Source organism: Sphingorhabdus sp. Alg231-15 (assembly GCF_900149705.1).
Taxonomy (GTDB): domain Bacteria; phylum Pseudomonadota; class Alphaproteobacteria; order Sphingomonadales; family Sphingomonadaceae; genus Parasphingorhabdus.
This window is the reverse complement of record NZ_LT703001.1, coordinates 2446763-2463000: the sequence shown is the minus strand read 5'-3', so window position 1 is coordinate 2463000 and position 16238 is coordinate 2446763. Positions and strand designations below refer to the sequence as shown.

Annotated in this window: 21 protein-coding genes; 12 read left to right on the top strand and 9 right to left on the bottom strand. The window is 54.7% G+C overall.

Features of this window, described 5'->3' with window-relative positions:
- The 4 genes from DG177_RS12260 to DG177_RS12245 form a co-directional block, all read right to left on the bottom strand.
- Positions 1–1791, bottom strand: coding sequence for a heparinase II/III domain-containing protein (locus tag DG177_RS12260; protein ID WP_108811740.1), 1791 nt, complete (start codon positions 1789–1791; stop codon positions 1–3).
- Entirely contained in the window at positions 1788–2450 is a 663-nt protein-coding gene (gene rpe / locus DG177_RS12255; protein ID WP_108811739.1) for a ribulose-phosphate 3-epimerase, read from the bottom strand. Before rpe ends, DG177_RS12260 begins: the two co-directional genes overlap by 4 nt.
- A gap of 118 nt (positions 2451–2568) precedes the next feature.
- On the bottom strand, positions 2569–3849 hold the full coding sequence (locus DG177_RS12250; RefSeq protein WP_108811738.1) for a transcription antitermination factor NusB: 1281 nt from the start codon (positions 3847–3849) through the stop codon (positions 2569–2571).
- Between the two features lie 130 nt (positions 3850–3979).
- Positions 3980–4879, bottom strand: a complete 900-nt coding sequence (locus DG177_RS12245; protein WP_108811737.1) for a M48 family metalloprotease — start codon at positions 4877–4879, stop codon at positions 3980–3982.
- A gap of 84 nt (positions 4880–4963) precedes the next feature.
- Here DG177_RS12245 and DG177_RS12240 point away from each other — a divergent pair, with 84 nt between their 5' ends.
- Genes DG177_RS12240 through DG177_RS12225 form a run of 4 tightly spaced genes read left to right on the top strand, consistent with a single transcriptional unit; the run spans position 4964 to position 6744 of the window.
- On the top strand, positions 4964–5161 hold the full coding sequence (locus DG177_RS12240) for a DUF1674 domain-containing protein (RefSeq protein WP_108811736.1): 198 nt from the start codon (positions 4964–4966) through the stop codon (positions 5159–5161).
- Positions 5162–5185: 24 nt separating this feature from the next.
- Positions 5186–5398, top strand: coding sequence for a hypothetical protein (locus DG177_RS12235; protein WP_108811735.1), 213 nt, complete (start codon positions 5186–5188; stop codon positions 5396–5398).
- Positions 5395–6393 (top strand): nitronate monooxygenase, encoded by a 999-nt coding sequence (locus DG177_RS12230; RefSeq protein WP_108811734.1) that lies wholly within the window; start codon positions 5395–5397, stop codon positions 6391–6393. The genes DG177_RS12235 and DG177_RS12230 overlap by 4 nt, the downstream gene beginning before the upstream one ends.
- 21 nt (positions 6394–6414) lie before the next feature.
- A complete protein-coding gene (locus tag DG177_RS12225; protein ID WP_108811733.1) occupies positions 6415–6744 on the top strand; it encodes a hypothetical protein in 330 nt (109 codons plus the stop codon).
- Between the two features lie 16 nt (positions 6745–6760).
- Here DG177_RS12225 and DG177_RS12220 read toward each other — a convergent pair whose 3' ends face one another.
- From DG177_RS12220 to DG177_RS12210, 3 genes are all read right to left on the bottom strand, one after another.
- On the bottom strand, positions 6761–7108 hold the full coding sequence (locus DG177_RS12220) for a nuclear transport factor 2 family protein (protein WP_108811732.1): 348 nt from the start codon (positions 7106–7108) through the stop codon (positions 6761–6763).
- Positions 7109–7185: 77 nt separating this feature from the next.
- Positions 7186–8154, bottom strand: coding sequence for a subclass B3 metallo-beta-lactamase (gene bla, locus DG177_RS12215; protein ID WP_337658789.1), 969 nt, complete (start codon positions 8152–8154; stop codon positions 7186–7188).
- Positions 8155–8203: 49 nt separating this feature from the next.
- The gene (locus DG177_RS12210) at positions 8204–8992 is read right to left on the bottom strand and encodes an MmyB family transcriptional regulator (RefSeq protein ID WP_108811730.1); all 789 of its coding nucleotides are present in this window, start codon (positions 8990–8992) and stop codon (positions 8204–8206) included.
- Positions 8993–9121: 129 nt separating this feature from the next.
- On the opposite strand from DG177_RS12210, the gene DG177_RS12205 reads away from it, so the two are divergent.
- Positions 9122–9556, top strand: a complete 435-nt coding sequence (locus DG177_RS12205; protein ID WP_337658788.1) for a hypothetical protein — start codon at positions 9122–9124, stop codon at positions 9554–9556.
- A 12-nt stretch (positions 9557–9568) separates the two neighbouring features.
- Positions 9569–9949, top strand: coding sequence for a hypothetical protein (locus DG177_RS12200; RefSeq protein ID WP_108811728.1), 381 nt, complete (start codon positions 9569–9571; stop codon positions 9947–9949).
- Positions 9950–9959: 10 nt separating this feature from the next.
- Here DG177_RS12200 and DG177_RS12195 read toward each other — a convergent pair whose 3' ends face one another.
- Positions 9960–10943 (bottom strand): SDR family NAD(P)-dependent oxidoreductase, encoded by a 984-nt coding sequence (locus DG177_RS12195; RefSeq protein WP_108812953.1) that lies wholly within the window; start codon positions 10941–10943, stop codon positions 9960–9962.
- Between the two features lie 85 nt (positions 10944–11028).
- Between DG177_RS12195 and DG177_RS12190 the strand changes: the two genes are divergently transcribed.
- Positions 11029–11856, top strand: coding sequence for a TauD/TfdA dioxygenase family protein (locus DG177_RS12190; RefSeq protein ID WP_337658787.1), 828 nt, complete (start codon positions 11029–11031; stop codon positions 11854–11856).
- Between the two features lie 94 nt (positions 11857–11950).
- A complete protein-coding gene (locus DG177_RS12185; RefSeq protein WP_108811726.1) occupies positions 11951–12628 on the top strand; it encodes a nitroreductase family protein in 678 nt (225 codons plus the stop codon).
- Positions 12629–12696: 68 nt separating this feature from the next.
- Here the strand turns inward: DG177_RS12185 and DG177_RS12180 are convergent, their stop codons facing one another.
- Positions 12697–13197 carry a winged helix-turn-helix transcriptional regulator gene (locus DG177_RS12180; protein WP_108811725.1) on the bottom strand — a complete coding sequence of 167 codons (501 nt, stop codon included), beginning with the start codon at positions 13195–13197 and terminating at the stop codon, positions 12697–12699.
- Between the two features lie 64 nt (positions 13198–13261).
- Between DG177_RS12180 and DG177_RS12175 the strand changes: the two genes are divergently transcribed.
- From DG177_RS12175 to DG177_RS12160, 4 genes are all read left to right on the top strand, one after another.
- A complete protein-coding gene (locus DG177_RS12175; protein ID WP_108811724.1) occupies positions 13262–13819 on the top strand; it encodes a hypothetical protein in 558 nt (185 codons plus the stop codon).
- The gene (locus DG177_RS12170) at positions 13819–14412 is read left to right on the top strand and encodes a DsbA family protein (protein WP_108811723.1); all 594 of its coding nucleotides are present in this window, start codon (positions 13819–13821) and stop codon (positions 14410–14412) included. Before DG177_RS12175 ends, DG177_RS12170 begins: the two co-directional genes overlap by 1 nt.
- Positions 14409–15113: an SDR family NAD(P)-dependent oxidoreductase gene (locus DG177_RS12165; protein WP_108811722.1), complete on the top strand. Its 705-nt coding sequence runs from the start codon at positions 14409–14411 to the stop codon at positions 15111–15113. The genes DG177_RS12170 and DG177_RS12165 overlap by 4 nt, the downstream gene beginning before the upstream one ends.
- 161 nt (positions 15114–15274) lie before the next feature.
- On the top strand, positions 15275–16147 hold the full coding sequence (locus DG177_RS12160; protein ID WP_108811721.1) for an alpha/beta fold hydrolase: 873 nt from the start codon (positions 15275–15277) through the stop codon (positions 16145–16147).
- Positions 16148–16238: the final 91 nt, after the last annotated feature.

The window sequence follows — 16238 nt, the reverse complement described above, 5'->3', positions numbered from 1 at the left end:
CTATCCCATATGTTTGAGCAGCCAGCCGGTCGCACCGCCACCGCTACCCACTTGATCCGTTATCACCATCTGCATGACGCTATGGGGGATGCCCATGCCGTCGACCCAGACGCTATCTTCAAGCATGATCTTTCCACCAGTCGAGCGGAATTGCCACAGATTACCGTCTTTGAGACGCAGCAAAACCCCCTTGCCGTCCGATATCAGATCGCTCTCAATATCAGGGCCGAGGTGGAAACGCAGCGCATATTCGATGTCTTTTTTCTTGCGACGGCGTTTGCGACCATCGGGGATCAGCATATCCTCACCGCGCAATTCCAGCCCGTCAGAACGCAGCAACAAGAGTCGCTTGTGGACCAGCCCGAAACGCTTGGCATAGCCATCATGACTGGCCTCCAGCCGGGTTGCGTTTTCAACATCCCGGCGGAACAGCTCCACCTCATTGACCCCGCGGCCAAGCTTGCCATCGGGCAGGATCGAGGTGCTGTTGCTATTGTCGATGCACAAGGTGCTATGCGCCGCCGTGGTTCGCAATCCGCGTGCCAGTGACGCAGGAATGGTCGCGCCGACCAGACCAGCGCCGCCGCAATTGGCAATGATCCGGCTGTCACCGTTGGAAAACTCAAACGCCAGCGTGGATGCGCAACCAGCCACCGCCATCCGCGCAATCGGCGGAGGGGCCGCATCAAGAATCAGCACGGAACGGCCAGAGGACACACGCTGGTAGCCCCAGTCACGCGCCTGGCGTAGCGGGCGAGCCCGGACACCACTGGCTTCGATGACTTGCTCTACCTGATCTCCCGGCGTTGCGCCGCCGCCTTGCCAATTGCCCATGCTACCATCGAAATGGGTGAGGCCGGTCAGTGGCGGGACCGCCTGTGCCAGTGCGTTTTCAAGGAATTCAGGAGCATCTTCATCGCGTGCAAGATAGACCTGCTTGAGCATCGACAGCAGGATGACAGCGTCCATCTGATTAAGCGGAGATCGGGATACAGATCCACCATCGGCATAGAAAAACTCGCCCATTGCCTTTTCCAGCCCCGCTTCGCCAACGATCCGGCGTACCCGGCCCTCAGGGATCAGCAGCGAGGCCGCGACGACACCGCTCCACGCGACCAACCGGCCAAGGCTCGAGGTGGCTTTGTCGGCCGTGCGGTCGAGATGGCGTGCAGTCCGAGCGATGTTATTGAGTACCTTCGAACGGTAGATCAGATCACTCGACGACAGGATCAACGGCGCATGGCTGGCCCAGATTAGCAGCCGCCAGCCGCAGTTATCAGGCCGCCAGGCCGGCTGCCTGATTTTCTTGCCGTTGGCATCGAGCCACTCTTCCATGAGCTTTTCGGCCACCGGCAGAGCCTGATCCCGTGACGCCGCCGTATCGAGATCGCGCAACCAGACGAAACGGTGGATATAATCCTCAAAAGCAGGTGGCAGTTTCAACTCGGCAAAGTCGACCCCTTCGAGCTTTTTCTTCAAACCGCGAAACAGAAAATGACCGGCCCGCACGGCCATGCCCTGCACCCGGCTGCCTTCAACCGGATCGACTGGAACGGCAAGCAGTCGCAGCGGCAACTTGCCCGACAGGCGCAAACGGTGCAGCGGCATCCGCCAGGTCATACGATAGTAAAGCAGCGCGGTTTGCTCGGCGAGCGACTGCCCGCGATCGCCGGCCGCGCGTAAGGTCAGACTGCGGCCTTCCGGTGCCTCGCTTTCCTCGCCGCTATAGCGCTCTACGCCGCTGCCCGGATCACTGGCTGGATCATCAGTCTCGGGACGGTTTGCGCTCATTCACCCCTCAAAGCGCTGATATTCGCGGCATAGTGATCAGGCCCGCCCTTGAAAGTTGCCGTGCCGGCGACCAGCGTATCGGCGCCGGCCGCTATTGCCTTGGGGGCAGTGGCACGATCAATACCGCCATCCACTTCCAGACGGATATCCTTGCCAGTCGCATCGATACGCTGGCGGATAGCCTCAATCTTGCGCAATTGCGTATCGATAAAGCTCTGGCCTCCAAATCCGGGATTGACGCTCATCACCAATATGAGGTCCAGGTCATCGATCAGATAATCGAGCACATCCAATGGCGTAGCGGGATTCAGTACCACTCCGGCCTTTTTGCCCAGCGAATGGATAGTTTGCACCGTGCGGTGAGGATGGGCGCCAGCTTCGGGATGGAAGGAGATGATATCCGCACCAGCCGCCGCAAAATCCTCAAGATATTGATCAACCGGTGAAATCATCAAATGCACATCAAAGGGCTTTTCACTGTGCGGGCGGAGCGCTTTGACGACAGCCGGGCCAATGGTGATATTCGGAACAAAATGACCATCCATCACATCAACATGAACCCAGTCGCATCCCGCTTCGTCAATCGCCCGCACTTCCTCGCCCAGACGTGCAAAATCGGCGGAAAGGATAGAGGGAGCGATACGGATCGGGCTGGTCATGACGGTTCCTTTAACATCCTGCGTCTAGGATTTTTATTTTGCACCTGCAAGGCGCGAATCAGCGGATTTTCGAATGGCCTGTGGACAATTTGGGGACAGGCTGAATTTTCTCGTCCGGTCAGGCTTTCCGCCGCAGTCGCGCAATGAAAAAGCCGTCGAGATACCCTTTCTCGGCAAGCATATTGGGCAGCGTCCGGACGCTGCCATTTTCGGTCGGTTCAATGCCCTCGGGAAGCTCATCGGGTTTCACCGCGGCCAGCGCGAAATCGCCATGGCTTTCCAGAAACTGCTCGATCTGGTCTTCGCCCTCTTCCGGTTCCAGCGAACAAACTGCATAGACTAACATACCGCCCGGTTTGACCCAGGGCGCTATCCGATCAAGCAAAGCTTTCTGCATTTCCGCACGCTCGGTTATCTGACGTGAACCAATACAATGGAGAACATCGGGATGACGCCGGAAGATCCCGGTTGCACTACACGGTGCATCCAGCAGGATCGCATCCGCTGGCCCGGATGGTTGCCACTTCATCAAGTCGGCAATGACAATATCCGCATCGAGCTTTGTTCGATCGAGATTATCCTTGAACCGCTCCATCCGCCTTTCGCTATTGTCAACGGATAGGGTTTTCCAACCTGCAGCAGCAAGCTGCATGGTTTTCCCACCGGGTGCAGCGCAAAGATCGAGCACGGTTTTGCCGCCACCTTCGCCCAGCAATCGGGCCGGCAAAGAGGCGGCCAAATCCTGAACCCAAAGGGCGCCATCGGCAAAGCCCTCCAGTTCAGTGACGGAGACACCCGGCTGCAAACGAACATGTCTGGGTGCCAGCTTGTCGCCCCCCAATTCGCCGACGTCATCGGTCTTGAAGCTGAGATCCAGCGGAGGACTTTGCGCCCAGGCTTGTCCTGCGGCAGCCGCGATATCCTCGCCCCAAATATGGGTCCAGCGATCCAGCGTTTCACCTGGAATTTCAGGATAGTCCGGAAGCGCGAGCTTTCCCGATTCCAGACCGCGCATCACGGTCGAGAAGACACCGTGCACAAGCCGACGCGGCCCGCCGTGGACCAGCGGCAAAGCAGTGGCGATGGCCGCATGCTGAGGTGTTTCCAGTATCAGCACCTGCACCAGCGCGATCCGCAGCGCCATCCGTGCCTTGGCATCATCAGGCAGGCGTTTCTTGGTCGCACTATCGATCATTGCATCAAGCGCGGTCATCCAGCGCAGCGCATTGGCTGCAATATTATGAGCCAGCGACCGATCGGATGGATTGCCCAGTTTTGCAGTGGCTGCTGCCATGGCCTGATCCAGTGTTTCGCCACGCCGACAAACCGCATCGAGCAAACGCAATGCTGCCACACGGGCGGGAAGACCAGGAATTTTAGAAGGGCTTTGGGTGTTCATATATCTTACATTCCGCACGTGATGCGGAAACACCAGTTCGACCGTAAAGTTGGTCCAGGGTGGCTCTCGCAAAGCTCCCCCATAGACGCCTACGCCCCCGGATCAAGTCCGGAGCCCGTAGCGGATTATTTCACCGGGTCGGATCGAGCGCGCTGCGCTTGGGTTTGAGTCTGCCCATATCGCCAATCTCATCGGCATTATTCGACCATCCGTCGGACCCGCCGCCACTGGCCATATCCTGTAGCGCCGCGATACGATCTTCGGTCGCGGGATGAGTCGAGAACATCTGTTTAACGCCAGAGGGTACGATATAAAGTTGCGCTGCCGCTGGATTGCGCTGGGCCACCGGATTGGCAATGCGCTGCGCCTGTCCGGAAATCTTGTGCAGAGCGGATGCGAGCGCCAATGGCTTTCCGCTAATCTCAGCTGCCGATCGGTCAGCGCCATATTCGCGGGTTCGACTGATCGCCATTTGTACGATCATCGCCGCAAAGGGTGCAATAAACACCGCCAATATACCGGCCAGCCCACGGTTATCGCGAAAGAACAGTCCGAAATTGGCGAGCATCGACACGGCACCAGCAATGGTCGCAACCATTGTCATGATTAACGTATCGCGGTTTTTCACATGACCAAGCTCATGCGCCATCACGCCTTCAATTTCGTCATAGCTCAGCATGTTAAGCAGGCCTGTCGTCGCCGCGACTGCCGAATGTTCGGGATCGCGGCCGGTTGCAAAGGCATTTGGCTGTGGTTGATCGACAATATAGACTTTCGGCATGGGCAACTGCGCGCGCTGCGCCAATTGCTGTACCATGGTATAGAATTCCGGATGGCTGCTGCCATCCACCTCTACCGCCTTGTGCATTTTCAGCACGATTTTATCGGCATTCCAGTAAGTGAACAGGTTCATCCCTGCTGCTACCAGCAATGCCAAAATCGCGCCGCGCGGTCCGCCCAGCGAGAAACCCATAACCATGAACAAGGCGGTCAGCGCCGCCAGCAACATAGTCGTCTTTAGAAAATTCATCCGTCTACTCGCTTGATTATCGTCATTTCTCCTTCAATATAGGGATTGAGGCGGGCTTTTTCAAACGTGCAGGAAATAGAAAATATGGCCAAACAAGATAGAAAATCCGGCGTGCGAAAACCCGGCGTGCGTCCTGATCATGTAAAACCGCCAGCCCATCTGTCCAAAAGCCCACCGATACCGGAACCTGATTCGCTCGACAAAGCCGACGCGATTTTGGAAAAAGACGGCCCCACGCGCTATGGAGATTGGGAGCATAAAGGGCTTGCAATCGATTTTTGACGCACGTCATTTCGAGGGGACAAGATGAAATATTTCCTTGGCGTCTTGGCGCTTGTCGCCATTGCTGGCGGTATATTCTACAGCTTCTGGATGCCCTTGCCTGATTCCCCAGCCCGCGAAGCCGTGGGTCAGCAGAAATCGATAGATCATGAACTGAACGCAGGCCATGCCTTGCTGCCCGAGCAACCCGATCAAATAGCCGGCGCGATCATCGCGTTTTTGCAGGAACAGCAATGACCCGTTTTACTGATCATTTCGATTTGACGCTCCCCTTGGCCCTCGCGCCGATGGCACTGGCATCTGGCGGCGATCTGGCATCGGCTTGCGCACAGGCCGGAACTCTGGGACTGGTCGGCGGCGGCTATGGCGATCTGGACTGGACAAGCCGGGAATATCTGATTGCTGTAGAAGCCATCGGAGATGACGCTGCGGCAATGAAGCGCCTTGGCTGCGGGTTTATAAGCTGGAAGCTGGCAGAAGATTCTAACGCCCTCAATTGGCTGATCGACAATCATCAGCCTGCTGCGATCATGCTATCCTTTGGCGATCCGCGGCCCTTTTCCAAACAGATTATAGAATCTGGTGCCACGCTGATATGCCAAATCCATTCGCTGAAAGATCTGCCACCGGCAATCGAAGCGGGCGCAAAAATAATCGTCGCTCAGGGCACCGAAGCGGGCGGACATGGCGCCACCCAAAATCTCGGCCGGGGGACATTTTCGTTCATTTCGGAAACGGCAGATTGGCTTGCCACCCATGCGCCTGAAACCTGTTTGCTCGGTGCCGGAGGCATTGCTGATGGCCGCGGTCTGGCCGCTGCGTTGGTGCTGGGCGCAGACGGCGTGATGATGGGATCACGCTTTTGGGCCACCAAGGAATGTCTCGCCAACCCCCAAGCCAAGGTAATTGCGACCCAGACAGACGGCGATAATACGGCGCGCAGTTCGGTCTTTGATATTTTGCGGCGCAAAAACTGGCCTGAGTCTTTTGACTTTCGAGCCATCCGGAATGATCTGTACCGGCAATGGGAAGATCGCATAGATGTGTTGAGAAATAATCCGCAGGAAGGCCGCGCCGCCTATGATGACGGCGTGCGTCAGGCGGATTTTAACAGAGCACATATTGGTATCGGCGAATCTGCTGGCATGATATCCAACGTACCGGATGCGGCAACCTTGATTGGTGACATTGAATCAGAAATGAAAAGCGCTCTGAAACAGCTTAATCCTTGATCGAAACTTGGAGGAACCGGAATGACCGTTAGTGCAGAAATCGCCGTTCTAATCGGCGCTGTGGTCGGTGCGACAGCGTCGCTTGCAACCGTGTTTCTTACCCATTGGCTGGCCAAACGGCGCGAATATCGACTGGATGACAAGCGTAAAGAGCGGTTGATATTATTGCTGCGCGGCGAAAAATATAAGTGGCGCAATATTGAGACATTATCCTCTGCTGTCGGTGCGGATATCATCAAGACCAAGGAATTGTTGATCGAGATTGATGCACGCCAAAGCCTGTCGAACAATAGCTCATGGGGTCTGATTTCGCGCAATCCCTATCCGGAAGATATTCAGCCGAAGGATTGAAACGCTCTCTGGCAGGTTAGCCTTTAGGCACCGCATAAAAGTCGCGGTATGAAATCAACTGGCCATCCGCGACCTTATATAGTCCGACCCCCTCTATATCGCCTTCGGGCCTTTTCCAGAGCCAGCGCGACCAGGCGACATGGTCATCGCCTGCGATCTCCAGCACTTCGAAATGCATTCTCTTGTCGGCCAGCTCCTTGGTCAATCCAGCCAGCAATTTTTCGATAGCCGGCTTGCCCTCGACACGACCGATGGCTGGATCTTCAAATACGGCATTGTTGGCAAATAGGGGACTGAGCTTAGTATAATCATGCCCGCTCTGGATTTCCCAGAATTTCTCGATGACCTGTTTGGCGGTTGTCATATCCTGCTCCTTTGATCGGCTAATCCCGAAGGAATAGGCACGAAGTCCGTTCGGCAGCAAGTCCTCTTTTGACTAGCCTAGGGCGCTGATTTGGTTGATTGTTTTTGGAGCGCATCCTTGAACCAACCTTCCACCCGGGCAATGAATTTTCCAAAATGCTGATCATCGACAAAGGCGAGAGCATCTCCTGCCTGTTGCCGTTCGCGTTTTTTTGCCATGCTGAAAAATCCAGGATGATTGGCAAGAAACACATCGGGTGTCCACTCGCGCGTCTTGTCAAACGTGCTTCGATAATCCTCGACAATGCCTTCATATTGTGGCGGATCCACCAGCCGGTTCGCAGCCACTGTAGCCGAGCAGAAGACCAATACTTCATAGGCTTTCCCGCCCTGCTCGACATCCATTGTCCAGGATGTACAACCGCGCGAATGACCAGGCGTGATATGGGCTGTCAGCGTAACACCGCCATGACTTACCGTCTCTCTGTCGGCAATGATGCGATCAACCTTCACTGGCGGTGCAAACAGGAAGTCCTCATCTTCCGACCCAAGATAAAAGCCGCCTTCCAATGCGGAGCGATCGCCTTCGCTGGCAATCATCTCGGCACCACTCATCGCTTTCAGGTCGGCCAGTCCGCCCGAATGATCGAGATGTGCGTGGCTGTTAAGCAAGATTTTGATATCCTTGGGATCATAGCCGAGTTTGGTAATGGCCTCGGCGACCATCGGACCCTGATCGGGCATACCGCCGTCAATGACTATATGACCATCGCTGGTCGGTATGAGAAACATGCCAAGGCCTTCGGTACCAACATAGTAGATTCCCGCACCGTCCTCACCGATCACCCGGTACGGTTCAACAGCGGCATACCAGCTTGGATTATCTTTGCGCCATTTGGCCAGATTTTCCTTTGTGACCCGGCTTGCGGCTAAGAGGTCGGATTGGGCCTTATCGCTCTCTACACTAGTCGTGTCTGCGATTTCAGAACCCGGCGCACAAGCGGCAAGCAATAGAAAAGACAGGATCGAAAAACGCAATGCACTCATATTTATAGCTCCACTCCCAGACAAACTCTGAACGCGCTGATGGCAGAGGCTAGCTTTCAAAAAACTGAACCGTTTCATCGTCCATCGGGAACATCAATTCAATCCGAGTTTCGCCCGCCTGGGTATCCTGTACGGATCCGAATTGTGCGATAGTAGAGAATAAGGACAGACGGTTTTCACCAACGCGCAAGATCGTCGGAATCACCGCTTGATTGAGATTGATCGCCGTAAGATCGGCATTCTTGACTTGCTCCAGATCAGACAGGCGTCGCATCAGGGCGGACAGCTTTTCATCGCCGCCCAACTCCAATATCTCGGTGCGCAACCGGGTCAGGGACAGCATCGCGACTTCGTCCCAGTTTTCGATGAGACCCAGGCCGGCGCTATTGATCAATATGTCCATCATGTTCACCCCGTCACCGGGATTGGCGACCGCCAACAACATCTCGGCACCCTTGTTGGAGCGGACCACATTCCAGTACCGGTCAACCGCAATGCCGGGATAGGGGTCATGGTGGTCGAGCATCGTTGCAATGGCCTGATGCACTGGCGCCAGTTCGGGTGCATCGTCCGGCAAGCTAGGGTAGACGGCGGCAAAACCGGCCGCATGCAGGGCCTGATTGGCCATCGGCCGCGGGAGCTGCAAAGCATCTGACAAGCGCAATACCATCGCGCGACTTGGTTTGGAGCGTCCGGATTCAAGAAAGCTGAGATGCCGTGCCGACATGTCAGCCTCAAGCGAAAGGTCCAATTGGCTGAACCGGCGAACCTTGCGCCATTCCTTCAAAATGCTGCCAAATTCCGTGTGTACCGTTTCCCGTGCCAATTCCGATGCCATCAGCTGCTCCCTTTTTCTGGATTATGGCATCATGCCAGCACAGCACAAGCCGCGCACTTACCTATCAGGTAATTGTTTTCCCTATCGGGATCGGCTTTCATTCTCCCCAACTGAAAAAGGAGATTGACTATGTCACCTAAAGCCGCAGCTAATTTCATGCGCTTCGTTGCGATCATATCCTTGCTATCCGCCGTTATATTTGCACTGGGCGCTATTGGCGATCCAACCGGCAGTTTAAGCCGGTTTCTTGCGATCATCATTCCGGGATCAGAGGGTGTTGGCGGCATTGCTACCCCGGAAGCCAAGGTCGGCTTAGCAATCGCGGGCGGGGTTTTTGCCGGCTTCATGGTCATGGTTCTGCTGATCACTGTGCCGGCAATTGAACAAGGCAATGCGGCCATTAAGCGTGCGAGCATTTATGCCTTTTTAGCATGGTTCATTGTCGATAGCGCTGCATCAATCGCAGGCGGCGTCGCCTTAAATGCCCTATCGAACAGCATCCTTCTGATATTATATTTGCTGCCGCTGGTCTGGGTCAAATCACCCGAAGCCGTTGCAGCATAAAGGGAGACCAACATGTCTAAAGGTTATTTCTTCGCCTTCGCTCTGATTGGTGCGATATTGTGGTTTATCGCCGCGATGATCATCCAGTTCTTCCCGGATATGTTTCTGGGCGGCACTACGGGAATGATTTTGTTCCTGATTTCTATTCCGGGAACCTGGATTACCGTTTATCTGATGATGAAAGTGACGGGCCTGCAGCGCGAGCATATCTTTTCGGCAACTTGTGTCGGCGCAGTAACGGCGATGTTTCTTGATGGCGTGGCGATCACCTGGCTACCGCAGCTCTATGGCGGAACCGGCGATCATCTTGCCAACGGTGCGGCATGGCTGTTGTTCGGCGTTGCGTTATTCATGACCTGCGCCGCAATAATCGGACGCCAAAAGGCCAGCTAATGCCTTTTGGTTAGCGTTCGTGGACGTCTTTGATCCAGGGGCCAAAAGGCGAATTGCCGAGCATGGCAACCTGAGTCTTGGCGCTGACCTCGTTAATCGCCGTCTGCGGTTTGCGCCCCGGATGGACAGGAACGCGCAGTGGCCGTTTGCCCTGCCCCATGGCGATCAAGCCCGCAATCGCGCGCGGCACATCCATCGGATCGGTTGACCCACCACCATCGCGCAGCGCGCCTGCGACCAACTCAGGATAGGCTTCCTTGCGTTCATCCGTCGCCCGCTCCAGCATCGGCGCGGTGAGTTTGTTGCCATTCTCCCAGATCTTGGTCGGATAGCCACCCGGCTGCACCACGGTCACGTCAACGCCGTGCGGGACCAACTCATAAGCCATCTGCTCACTCATCGATTCCAGCGCAAATTTGGTCGATGAGTAGAGCCCCATGCCCGGCACCATCACCCGCCCCAGCTGAGACGAAACATTGATGATCAGCCCGGCTTTTTTGGCCCGCATCTTTGGCAATGCAGCACGTGCCACCCGGTGCGGCCCAACGGTATTGGTATCGAACAACAGCCGTGTTGCCTCGACATCCTGCAGCTCAACCGGCGCGCCCGTGCCAACGCCGGCATTATTTACGACAACATCCAGAGCACCGCCATTGAGTCGTTCAGCTTCGGCCACCGCACTGGCAACGGATTCGTCCGACAACACGTCGAGTTCCAGCACCGTCAGATCAGCGCCGTCTTTTGCCGCGGCTTTCAGCTTGTCGGCTTCCGCACGAGGCATGTTGCGCATGGTAGCAAAGACTTTTGCGCCCAGCTCAGCATAGTGCAGCGCACCCAGATAGCCGAAGCCGGAAGAACAACCGGTGATCAGCACGGATTTGCCAGTCAGGTCAGCGTCCCCCTGTGCCGCGACTGACTGGCAAGCAGTGAGCGCGATTCCTGTTGCAGCCCCTGCGGCGAGCATTTGGCGGCGATTAAGCTTTGTGTCGGTCATCGAGGTTGGCTCCTTATTTGAATTGCGCATACTAATATCATAATAATGGGCTATACAGCTATCGCATAATGATAATTAGGGGAGCATGATGCAAATATCGAAAGCAAGCGAAGCGGTCGGTGCGATTGTCGAAAATATCGATCTCACCGAGCTGAGCGACGACCAATTTGCCGAAATGCGCAGGGCATTTTTCGACCATGGCGCGCTATTTTTCCGTGATCAACAGTTAACTCCGGAAGACCATATCGCCTTTGCCGAGCGCTGGAACGACATCGACATCAATCGCTTTTTCACCCCCGTGGAAGGCTACCCCCAAATCGCCAAGGTCCTGAAAGAACCGGATCAGGAAGTGAATATTGGCGGCGGCTGGCACACCGATCACAGCTATGACGAAATACCCGCCATGGGCTCTATTCTCTATGCGCTGGAAATCCCTCCGAGTGGCGGTGATACCCTGTTCGCCGGGATGCATGCGGCGTACGAAGCGCTTGATGACGATATGAAAGCACGGCTCGAAGGGCTAAAGGCCCGGCATGGCAATGCCCATATATTCGGTAAAGAAAGCGATTATCAAAAGAAATTTGGTGGCCGTTTCGGCAACACCGAATCCGCCGTGCAAGAGGCAGTCCACCCGGTCGTGCTCAGCCATCCTGAGACAGGCGCGAAAGGACTCTACGTCAATCCGGGCTTCACGTTGAATATTGTCGATATGCCTGAGGAAGAGAGCAAGGCCCTATTGATCGAGCTTTATGCGCATATCTCCCAACCAGAATTTCATTTCCGTCTGCAATGGGAAGAAGGCATGCTGGCAATGTGGGACAATCGCTCGACCTGGCACTATGCCCTCAACGACTATCAAGGTCACCGGCGATATTTAAACCGCATCACCGTGACAGGGGTACCGCTTAACTGAAACTAGCCCTAGCCCCACGATGCTTTGGGAGCGGGGTTTTCATAAGCATGTTTATACTCTAGCCAACGGCGCTTAACTTGTGACGGAGCGATGAATGAAGTTTGATGAAGTTGTCCTGGGACGCCGCAGCATACGCGGTTATAAGCCCGATCCGGTTCCACGAAAGTTGATCGAGGAAATTATCAGATTGGCGATGCGCGCGCCATCATCAATGAATACACAACCGTGGAATTTCTACGTCATCACTGGCGAGCCGTTGGAAAAGATTCGCAACGGCAACACCGAACGAATGCTGGCCGGCGTTCCGCAATCCCGCGAGTTCCGGACGGGCGAGGCCTTTGCTGGCCACCATCGCGACCGGCAAATCGGCGTTGCCAAGCAACTCTTTTCGGCCATGAAAATTGAACGCGATGACAAGGACGCAAGGCAGGACTGGGTGATGCGGGGCTTCCGCCAATTTGACGCGCCGGTTTGTGTGATCATTACCTATGACCGCGTTCTCGATGGAAGCGACGATACACCTTTTGACTGCGGCGCAGTGGCGACTGCGCTCGTCAATGCGGCTTGGTCACGCGGGCTTGGTACTGTCATTAACAGCCAAGGCATTATGCAATCACCAGTGGTGCGAGAGCATGCCGGTATCGCGGATGATCAAGTGATAATGAAGAGCATCGCGCTCGGCTGGCCGGATGAAAGTTTCCCAGCAAATGAAGTGGTTTCGACACGCAAGTCGATTGACGACGCTGCTACATTTGTCGGCTTTGAAACTTAGTCAAGCCTGACCGGTTTTTTGCATTTACTGACTTGCGGTGAATCTCGGCCAATAGTCCGAAACTATGATCACTTCAAACGCGCAAACGCGTCTTTGGTCGCTGCATTCGCGCCTGGCCCAAGGCGAAATGCAAGGCTGCGCGGTTCTCGGCTCTCATCTTTGACCGAGACTTTAAGCGGGTCAACGGGAGTACCGTTTTCCTTATCACAGACCAGGATCGGAGCCCCCGTCTTTTCATGGATCCAGGCATCGCCCCACTGCATCAACCCTATAATGACCGGAAACAAGCTCATTCCTTTTTCGGTCAATCGGTAGTCTTCTCGCGTTGCGCCCTCTTCAATAGGCTCCTTGGTAAGCATATCATAGTCTACAAGATGAGCGAGGCGCGCTGACAGCACGGCCTGCGTAATCCCGAGCCGTTCCTTGAACTGGGAAAAACGGCGTACGCCGTAGAACGCGTCTCTCAATATCATCAAAGTCCATCGGTCTCCGATAATATCTACTGTTCGTGCAAAACTACAATTGTGGTGATCAAGGGAAGTGCGGGTCATGAAATCAATATAATCCATGTTTGGTATGTTGACAATACTAAACGAATCAGTATTTTAAACATACCAAACATGGAGAACCCCTATGCCGATGATTACCGTTCAACACCCGCCCGAAGCTTTGACCCAGAAGCAAAAAGATACTCTTGCGGAGGATCTAACCCAAGTGATCCTGGAGATTGAAGGAGGAGCCGATACGCCGGCCGGCCGCTCGATAGCCTGGGTCAGATTTCAGCCCATCGAAAAATGGGATTGGTATCTGGGTGGCCGTAATGACAGCGTATTTGAGGCAGCTGCTGGACGATGGTTGGTTGAGCTGAACGTACCCGAAGGGTCTATGGACCAGGTGCGCAAGTCAGGCTGCCACAAGGCCATTACTGACGCGATCTTGAAGATGACTGACAAGCAAGGCGTCGAAGGGGCCTCGCGCTCGATCTGGATACAACTTGTTGAATGGCCCGAAGGTCATCTTGCCACGAGCGGTCGTACTTCTAGCCTGTTGGGCATAGCGCAGATTGCTGGGATTGCGCCCGACGATCCTTTGCTTGAATTTCCGCGCGCCTATTTTGATGCCAAAGATCGGCTGTATGATCAGGCACAATTCCCTGACAAAACGGCCGGTCGCGCCTTGGTGCGGTACTGATGGAGCAGACGATGAGAAAGCCAATCTGCTTTTACTATGATTTCGTCAGTCCCTATTCGTATTTCGCGTTTTCACAGCGTGATCAAATTCGCGAACGAACAGGACGGGAACTACAGCTTCTGCCTGTTACTGTTGGAAAAATCATGGAGATGGTTGGCAACGTTCCGACCTCCATTACGTGCAAAACTAAACGTGCTTATCAAGGGCAGGATGTGATGCGCTGGGTTGAAAAGTTGCAGATACCATTTGCAATCCATCCACAATTTGGCACATTTTCTACTGAACCGCTGGTTCAGGCAGCACTTCGTGCTGGGGAGGATGTAGAAGCCTTTTCGGAAGCCGCCTTTCAAGCGGTTTGGGCGGAGCAAGCGCCGGTGACAGATAACAGCGCTATGCATGCATATTTTGCTGGGAAGGAAGAACGTTTTGCTGCCTATTGGGCTGAAAATGATCTGATGAAGGATGCTTTGGAAAAGAACAATAACATGGCGGTTGATGATGGTGTCTTCGGTGTTCCCTATTTTCACACGGATTCTGGTGATTTCTTCGGCAACGACCGGCTTGATTTCCTATACGAAGCGATTGCTTCATGAATTCTCGTAAACCCATCTGCTTCATAACCGGTGTCGGCCCTGGAACGGGAACTGCCATCGCTCGCCGATTCGCCAAAGCCGGCTATCGCCTCGCGCTTAATGCCCGCGACGCAGATAGATTGACAAAGCTAGCACAGGAATTTGATGACAGCATCGTGCTTGCTGCTGATATCTCGGAACCAAAGGCCCGGCAGGACATGCTTGATGACCTGTTTCAATATGGCGTGCCGGAGGTTGTTGTTAACAATGCCGTAGGGGGGACGTTCGGCACATATCTTGAAATTGATCCTGATGATCTTGCGCGTAACTTTTCCGTTAACGTAGAAGCAATGCTGGCTCTAGCTCGGGGTATCATTCCGCATATGGTGGACCGGGGCAAAGGTGCGTTCCTGGCTACTGGGAATAGTTCTGCCTATCGCGGAAAGCCGAACTTTGCCGGTTTTGCGCCGACGAAAGCTGCACAGCGCATATTGTTGGAAAGCATTGCCCGTACGGTGGGGCCGCAGGGGGTCCATTGCGCATATGTTGCGATTGATGCCGTGATTGATCTGGAATGGACGCGCAAAATGGCACCTGACAAGCCAGATGAATTTTTTTGCCTGCCCGATGATATTGCAGAGGAGGTATTTCGTATTGCCTCACAAAAGCGTTCGGCATGGTCTTTCGATACCATTATCCGCCCATTTGGAGAAGGGTGGTGAAGCAATGAGAAGATAGTATCGGTAGATATTTCTGACGCCCGCTTCCGGAATGAAGCAGGCAACAGGCGGGGGAGTGCCCATTTCCCCACAAACACCCTTCGACAAATGCGCGGCCGGCGGTTTATAGAGCCGCAAGACATATTGTATTTCGAGGAACAAAGATGGATTTGGTCGGCCCCGCGGCACATAGTTATTTTTCTCAGCGGCTGCGGCTGCATTATGCCGATTGGGGCAATGCGGAAAAACCGCCCCTAATCCTGCTCCACGGCGGCAAGGATCATTGCCGCAACTGGGACTGGGTGGCGCAGGAGCTGCGCGACGACTGGCATATCATCGCCCCCGATGTCCGCGGCCATGGCGACAGCCAGTGGAGTACAGACGGCAATTACACGACCATGGCGATGGTCACCGATCTGGCGCAGCTGATCCATCAGCTCGATCTGTCCCCAGTAACGATTGTCGCGCATAGCATGGGCGGGAATATAGCGCTGCGCTACACGGGGCTATATCCCGATACCGTCCGCAAGCTGGTCGCTATCGAAGGGCTTGGTCCTGGGCCGGAAATGCTCGCCGAGCGGGAAAAAATTGGCCAACTGCAACGGGTGCGAAGCAGCATCGAGGAAAAGCGCAAAGCAGCCGGACGGCAAGTGAAGCGCTATCCGACATTCGAAGATGCGCTCAAACGGATGCAGGATGCCAATGGCCATCTTTCCGATGAGCAGGCCCGCCATCTGACAACCCATGCGGTCATCCGCAACGAGGATGGCAGCTACAGCTGGAAGTTTGATCCTTATGTGCAACATTGGGATTCGATTGATCTGTCGCAGGATAATATTCACGAGCTATGGCGCAATATCAGCTGCCCTACACAATTGCATTATGGCGCGGACAGCTGGGCGAGCAATCCCGAGAAAGACGGACGTATCCAGTATTTCGGCGACAATGTATCGGTGAAGGAATTTGCCGATGCCGGCCACTGGCTGCATCATGACCAGTTTGACCAGTTTGTTGGCGAGTTGAGGGCATTTTTATAGGACGTAATCGAGGACCAGATATGCCTTCACGGCACTCATCCTGAGTGCTGTTCATTGATTCCGGAAAGGCAAATCCCATCCTATCACATTT

Excerpts from the sequence above, each read along its gene's own strand:
- DG177_RS12260 (WP_108811740.1), bottom strand. The coding sequence starts at position 1,791 with ATGAGCGCAAACCGTCCCGAGACTGATGATCCAGCCAGTGATCCGGGC.
- rpe (WP_108811739.1), bottom strand. The coding sequence starts at position 2,450 with ATGACCAGCCCGATCCGTATCGCTCCCTCTATCCTTTCCGCCGATTTT.
- DG177_RS12250 (WP_108811738.1), bottom strand. The coding sequence starts at position 3,849 with ATGAACACCCAAAGCCCTTCTAAAATTCCTGGTCTTCCCGCCCGTGTG.
- DG177_RS12245 (WP_108811737.1), bottom strand. The coding sequence starts at position 4,879 with ATGAATTTTCTAAAGACGACTATGTTGCTGGCGGCGCTGACCGCCTTG.
- DG177_RS12240 (WP_108811736.1), top strand. The coding sequence starts at position 4,964 with ATGGCCAAACAAGATAGAAAATCCGGCGTGCGAAAACCCGGCGTGCGT.
- DG177_RS12235 (WP_108811735.1), top strand. The coding sequence starts at position 5,186 with ATGAAATATTTCCTTGGCGTCTTGGCGCTTGTCGCCATTGCTGGCGGT.
- DG177_RS12230 (WP_108811734.1), top strand. The coding sequence starts at position 5,395 with ATGACCCGTTTTACTGATCATTTCGATTTGACGCTCCCCTTGGCCCTC.
- DG177_RS12225 (WP_108811733.1), top strand. The coding sequence starts at position 6,415 with ATGACCGTTAGTGCAGAAATCGCCGTTCTAATCGGCGCTGTGGTCGGT.
- DG177_RS12220 (WP_108811732.1), bottom strand. The coding sequence starts at position 7,108 with ATGACAACCGCCAAACAGGTCATCGAGAAATTCTGGGAAATCCAGAGC.
- bla (WP_337658789.1), bottom strand. The coding sequence starts at position 8,154 with ATGAGTGCATTGCGTTTTTCGATCCTGTCTTTTCTATTGCTTGCCGCT.
- DG177_RS12210 (WP_108811730.1), bottom strand. The coding sequence starts at position 8,992 with ATGGCATCGGAATTGGCACGGGAAACGGTACACACGGAATTTGGCAGC.
- DG177_RS12205 (WP_337658788.1), top strand. The coding sequence starts at position 9,122 with ATGTCACCTAAAGCCGCAGCTAATTTCATGCGCTTCGTTGCGATCATA.
- DG177_RS12200 (WP_108811728.1), top strand. The coding sequence starts at position 9,569 with ATGTCTAAAGGTTATTTCTTCGCCTTCGCTCTGATTGGTGCGATATTG.
- DG177_RS12195 (WP_108812953.1), bottom strand. The coding sequence starts at position 10,943 with ATGACCGACACAAAGCTTAATCGCCGCCAAATGCTCGCCGCAGGGGCT.
- DG177_RS12190 (WP_337658787.1), top strand. The coding sequence starts at position 11,029 with ATGATGCAAATATCGAAAGCAAGCGAAGCGGTCGGTGCGATTGTCGAA.
- DG177_RS12185 (WP_108811726.1), top strand. The coding sequence starts at position 11,951 with ATGAAGTTTGATGAAGTTGTCCTGGGACGCCGCAGCATACGCGGTTAT.
- DG177_RS12180 (WP_108811725.1), bottom strand. The coding sequence starts at position 13,197 with ATGGATTATATTGATTTCATGACCCGCACTTCCCTTGATCACCACAAT.
- DG177_RS12175 (WP_108811724.1), top strand. The coding sequence starts at position 13,262 with ATGCCGATGATTACCGTTCAACACCCGCCCGAAGCTTTGACCCAGAAG.
- DG177_RS12170 (WP_108811723.1), top strand. The coding sequence starts at position 13,819 with ATGGAGCAGACGATGAGAAAGCCAATCTGCTTTTACTATGATTTCGTC.
- DG177_RS12165 (WP_108811722.1), top strand. The coding sequence starts at position 14,409 with ATGAATTCTCGTAAACCCATCTGCTTCATAACCGGTGTCGGCCCTGGA.
- DG177_RS12160 (WP_108811721.1), top strand. The coding sequence starts at position 15,275 with ATGGATTTGGTCGGCCCCGCGGCACATAGTTATTTTTCTCAGCGGCTG.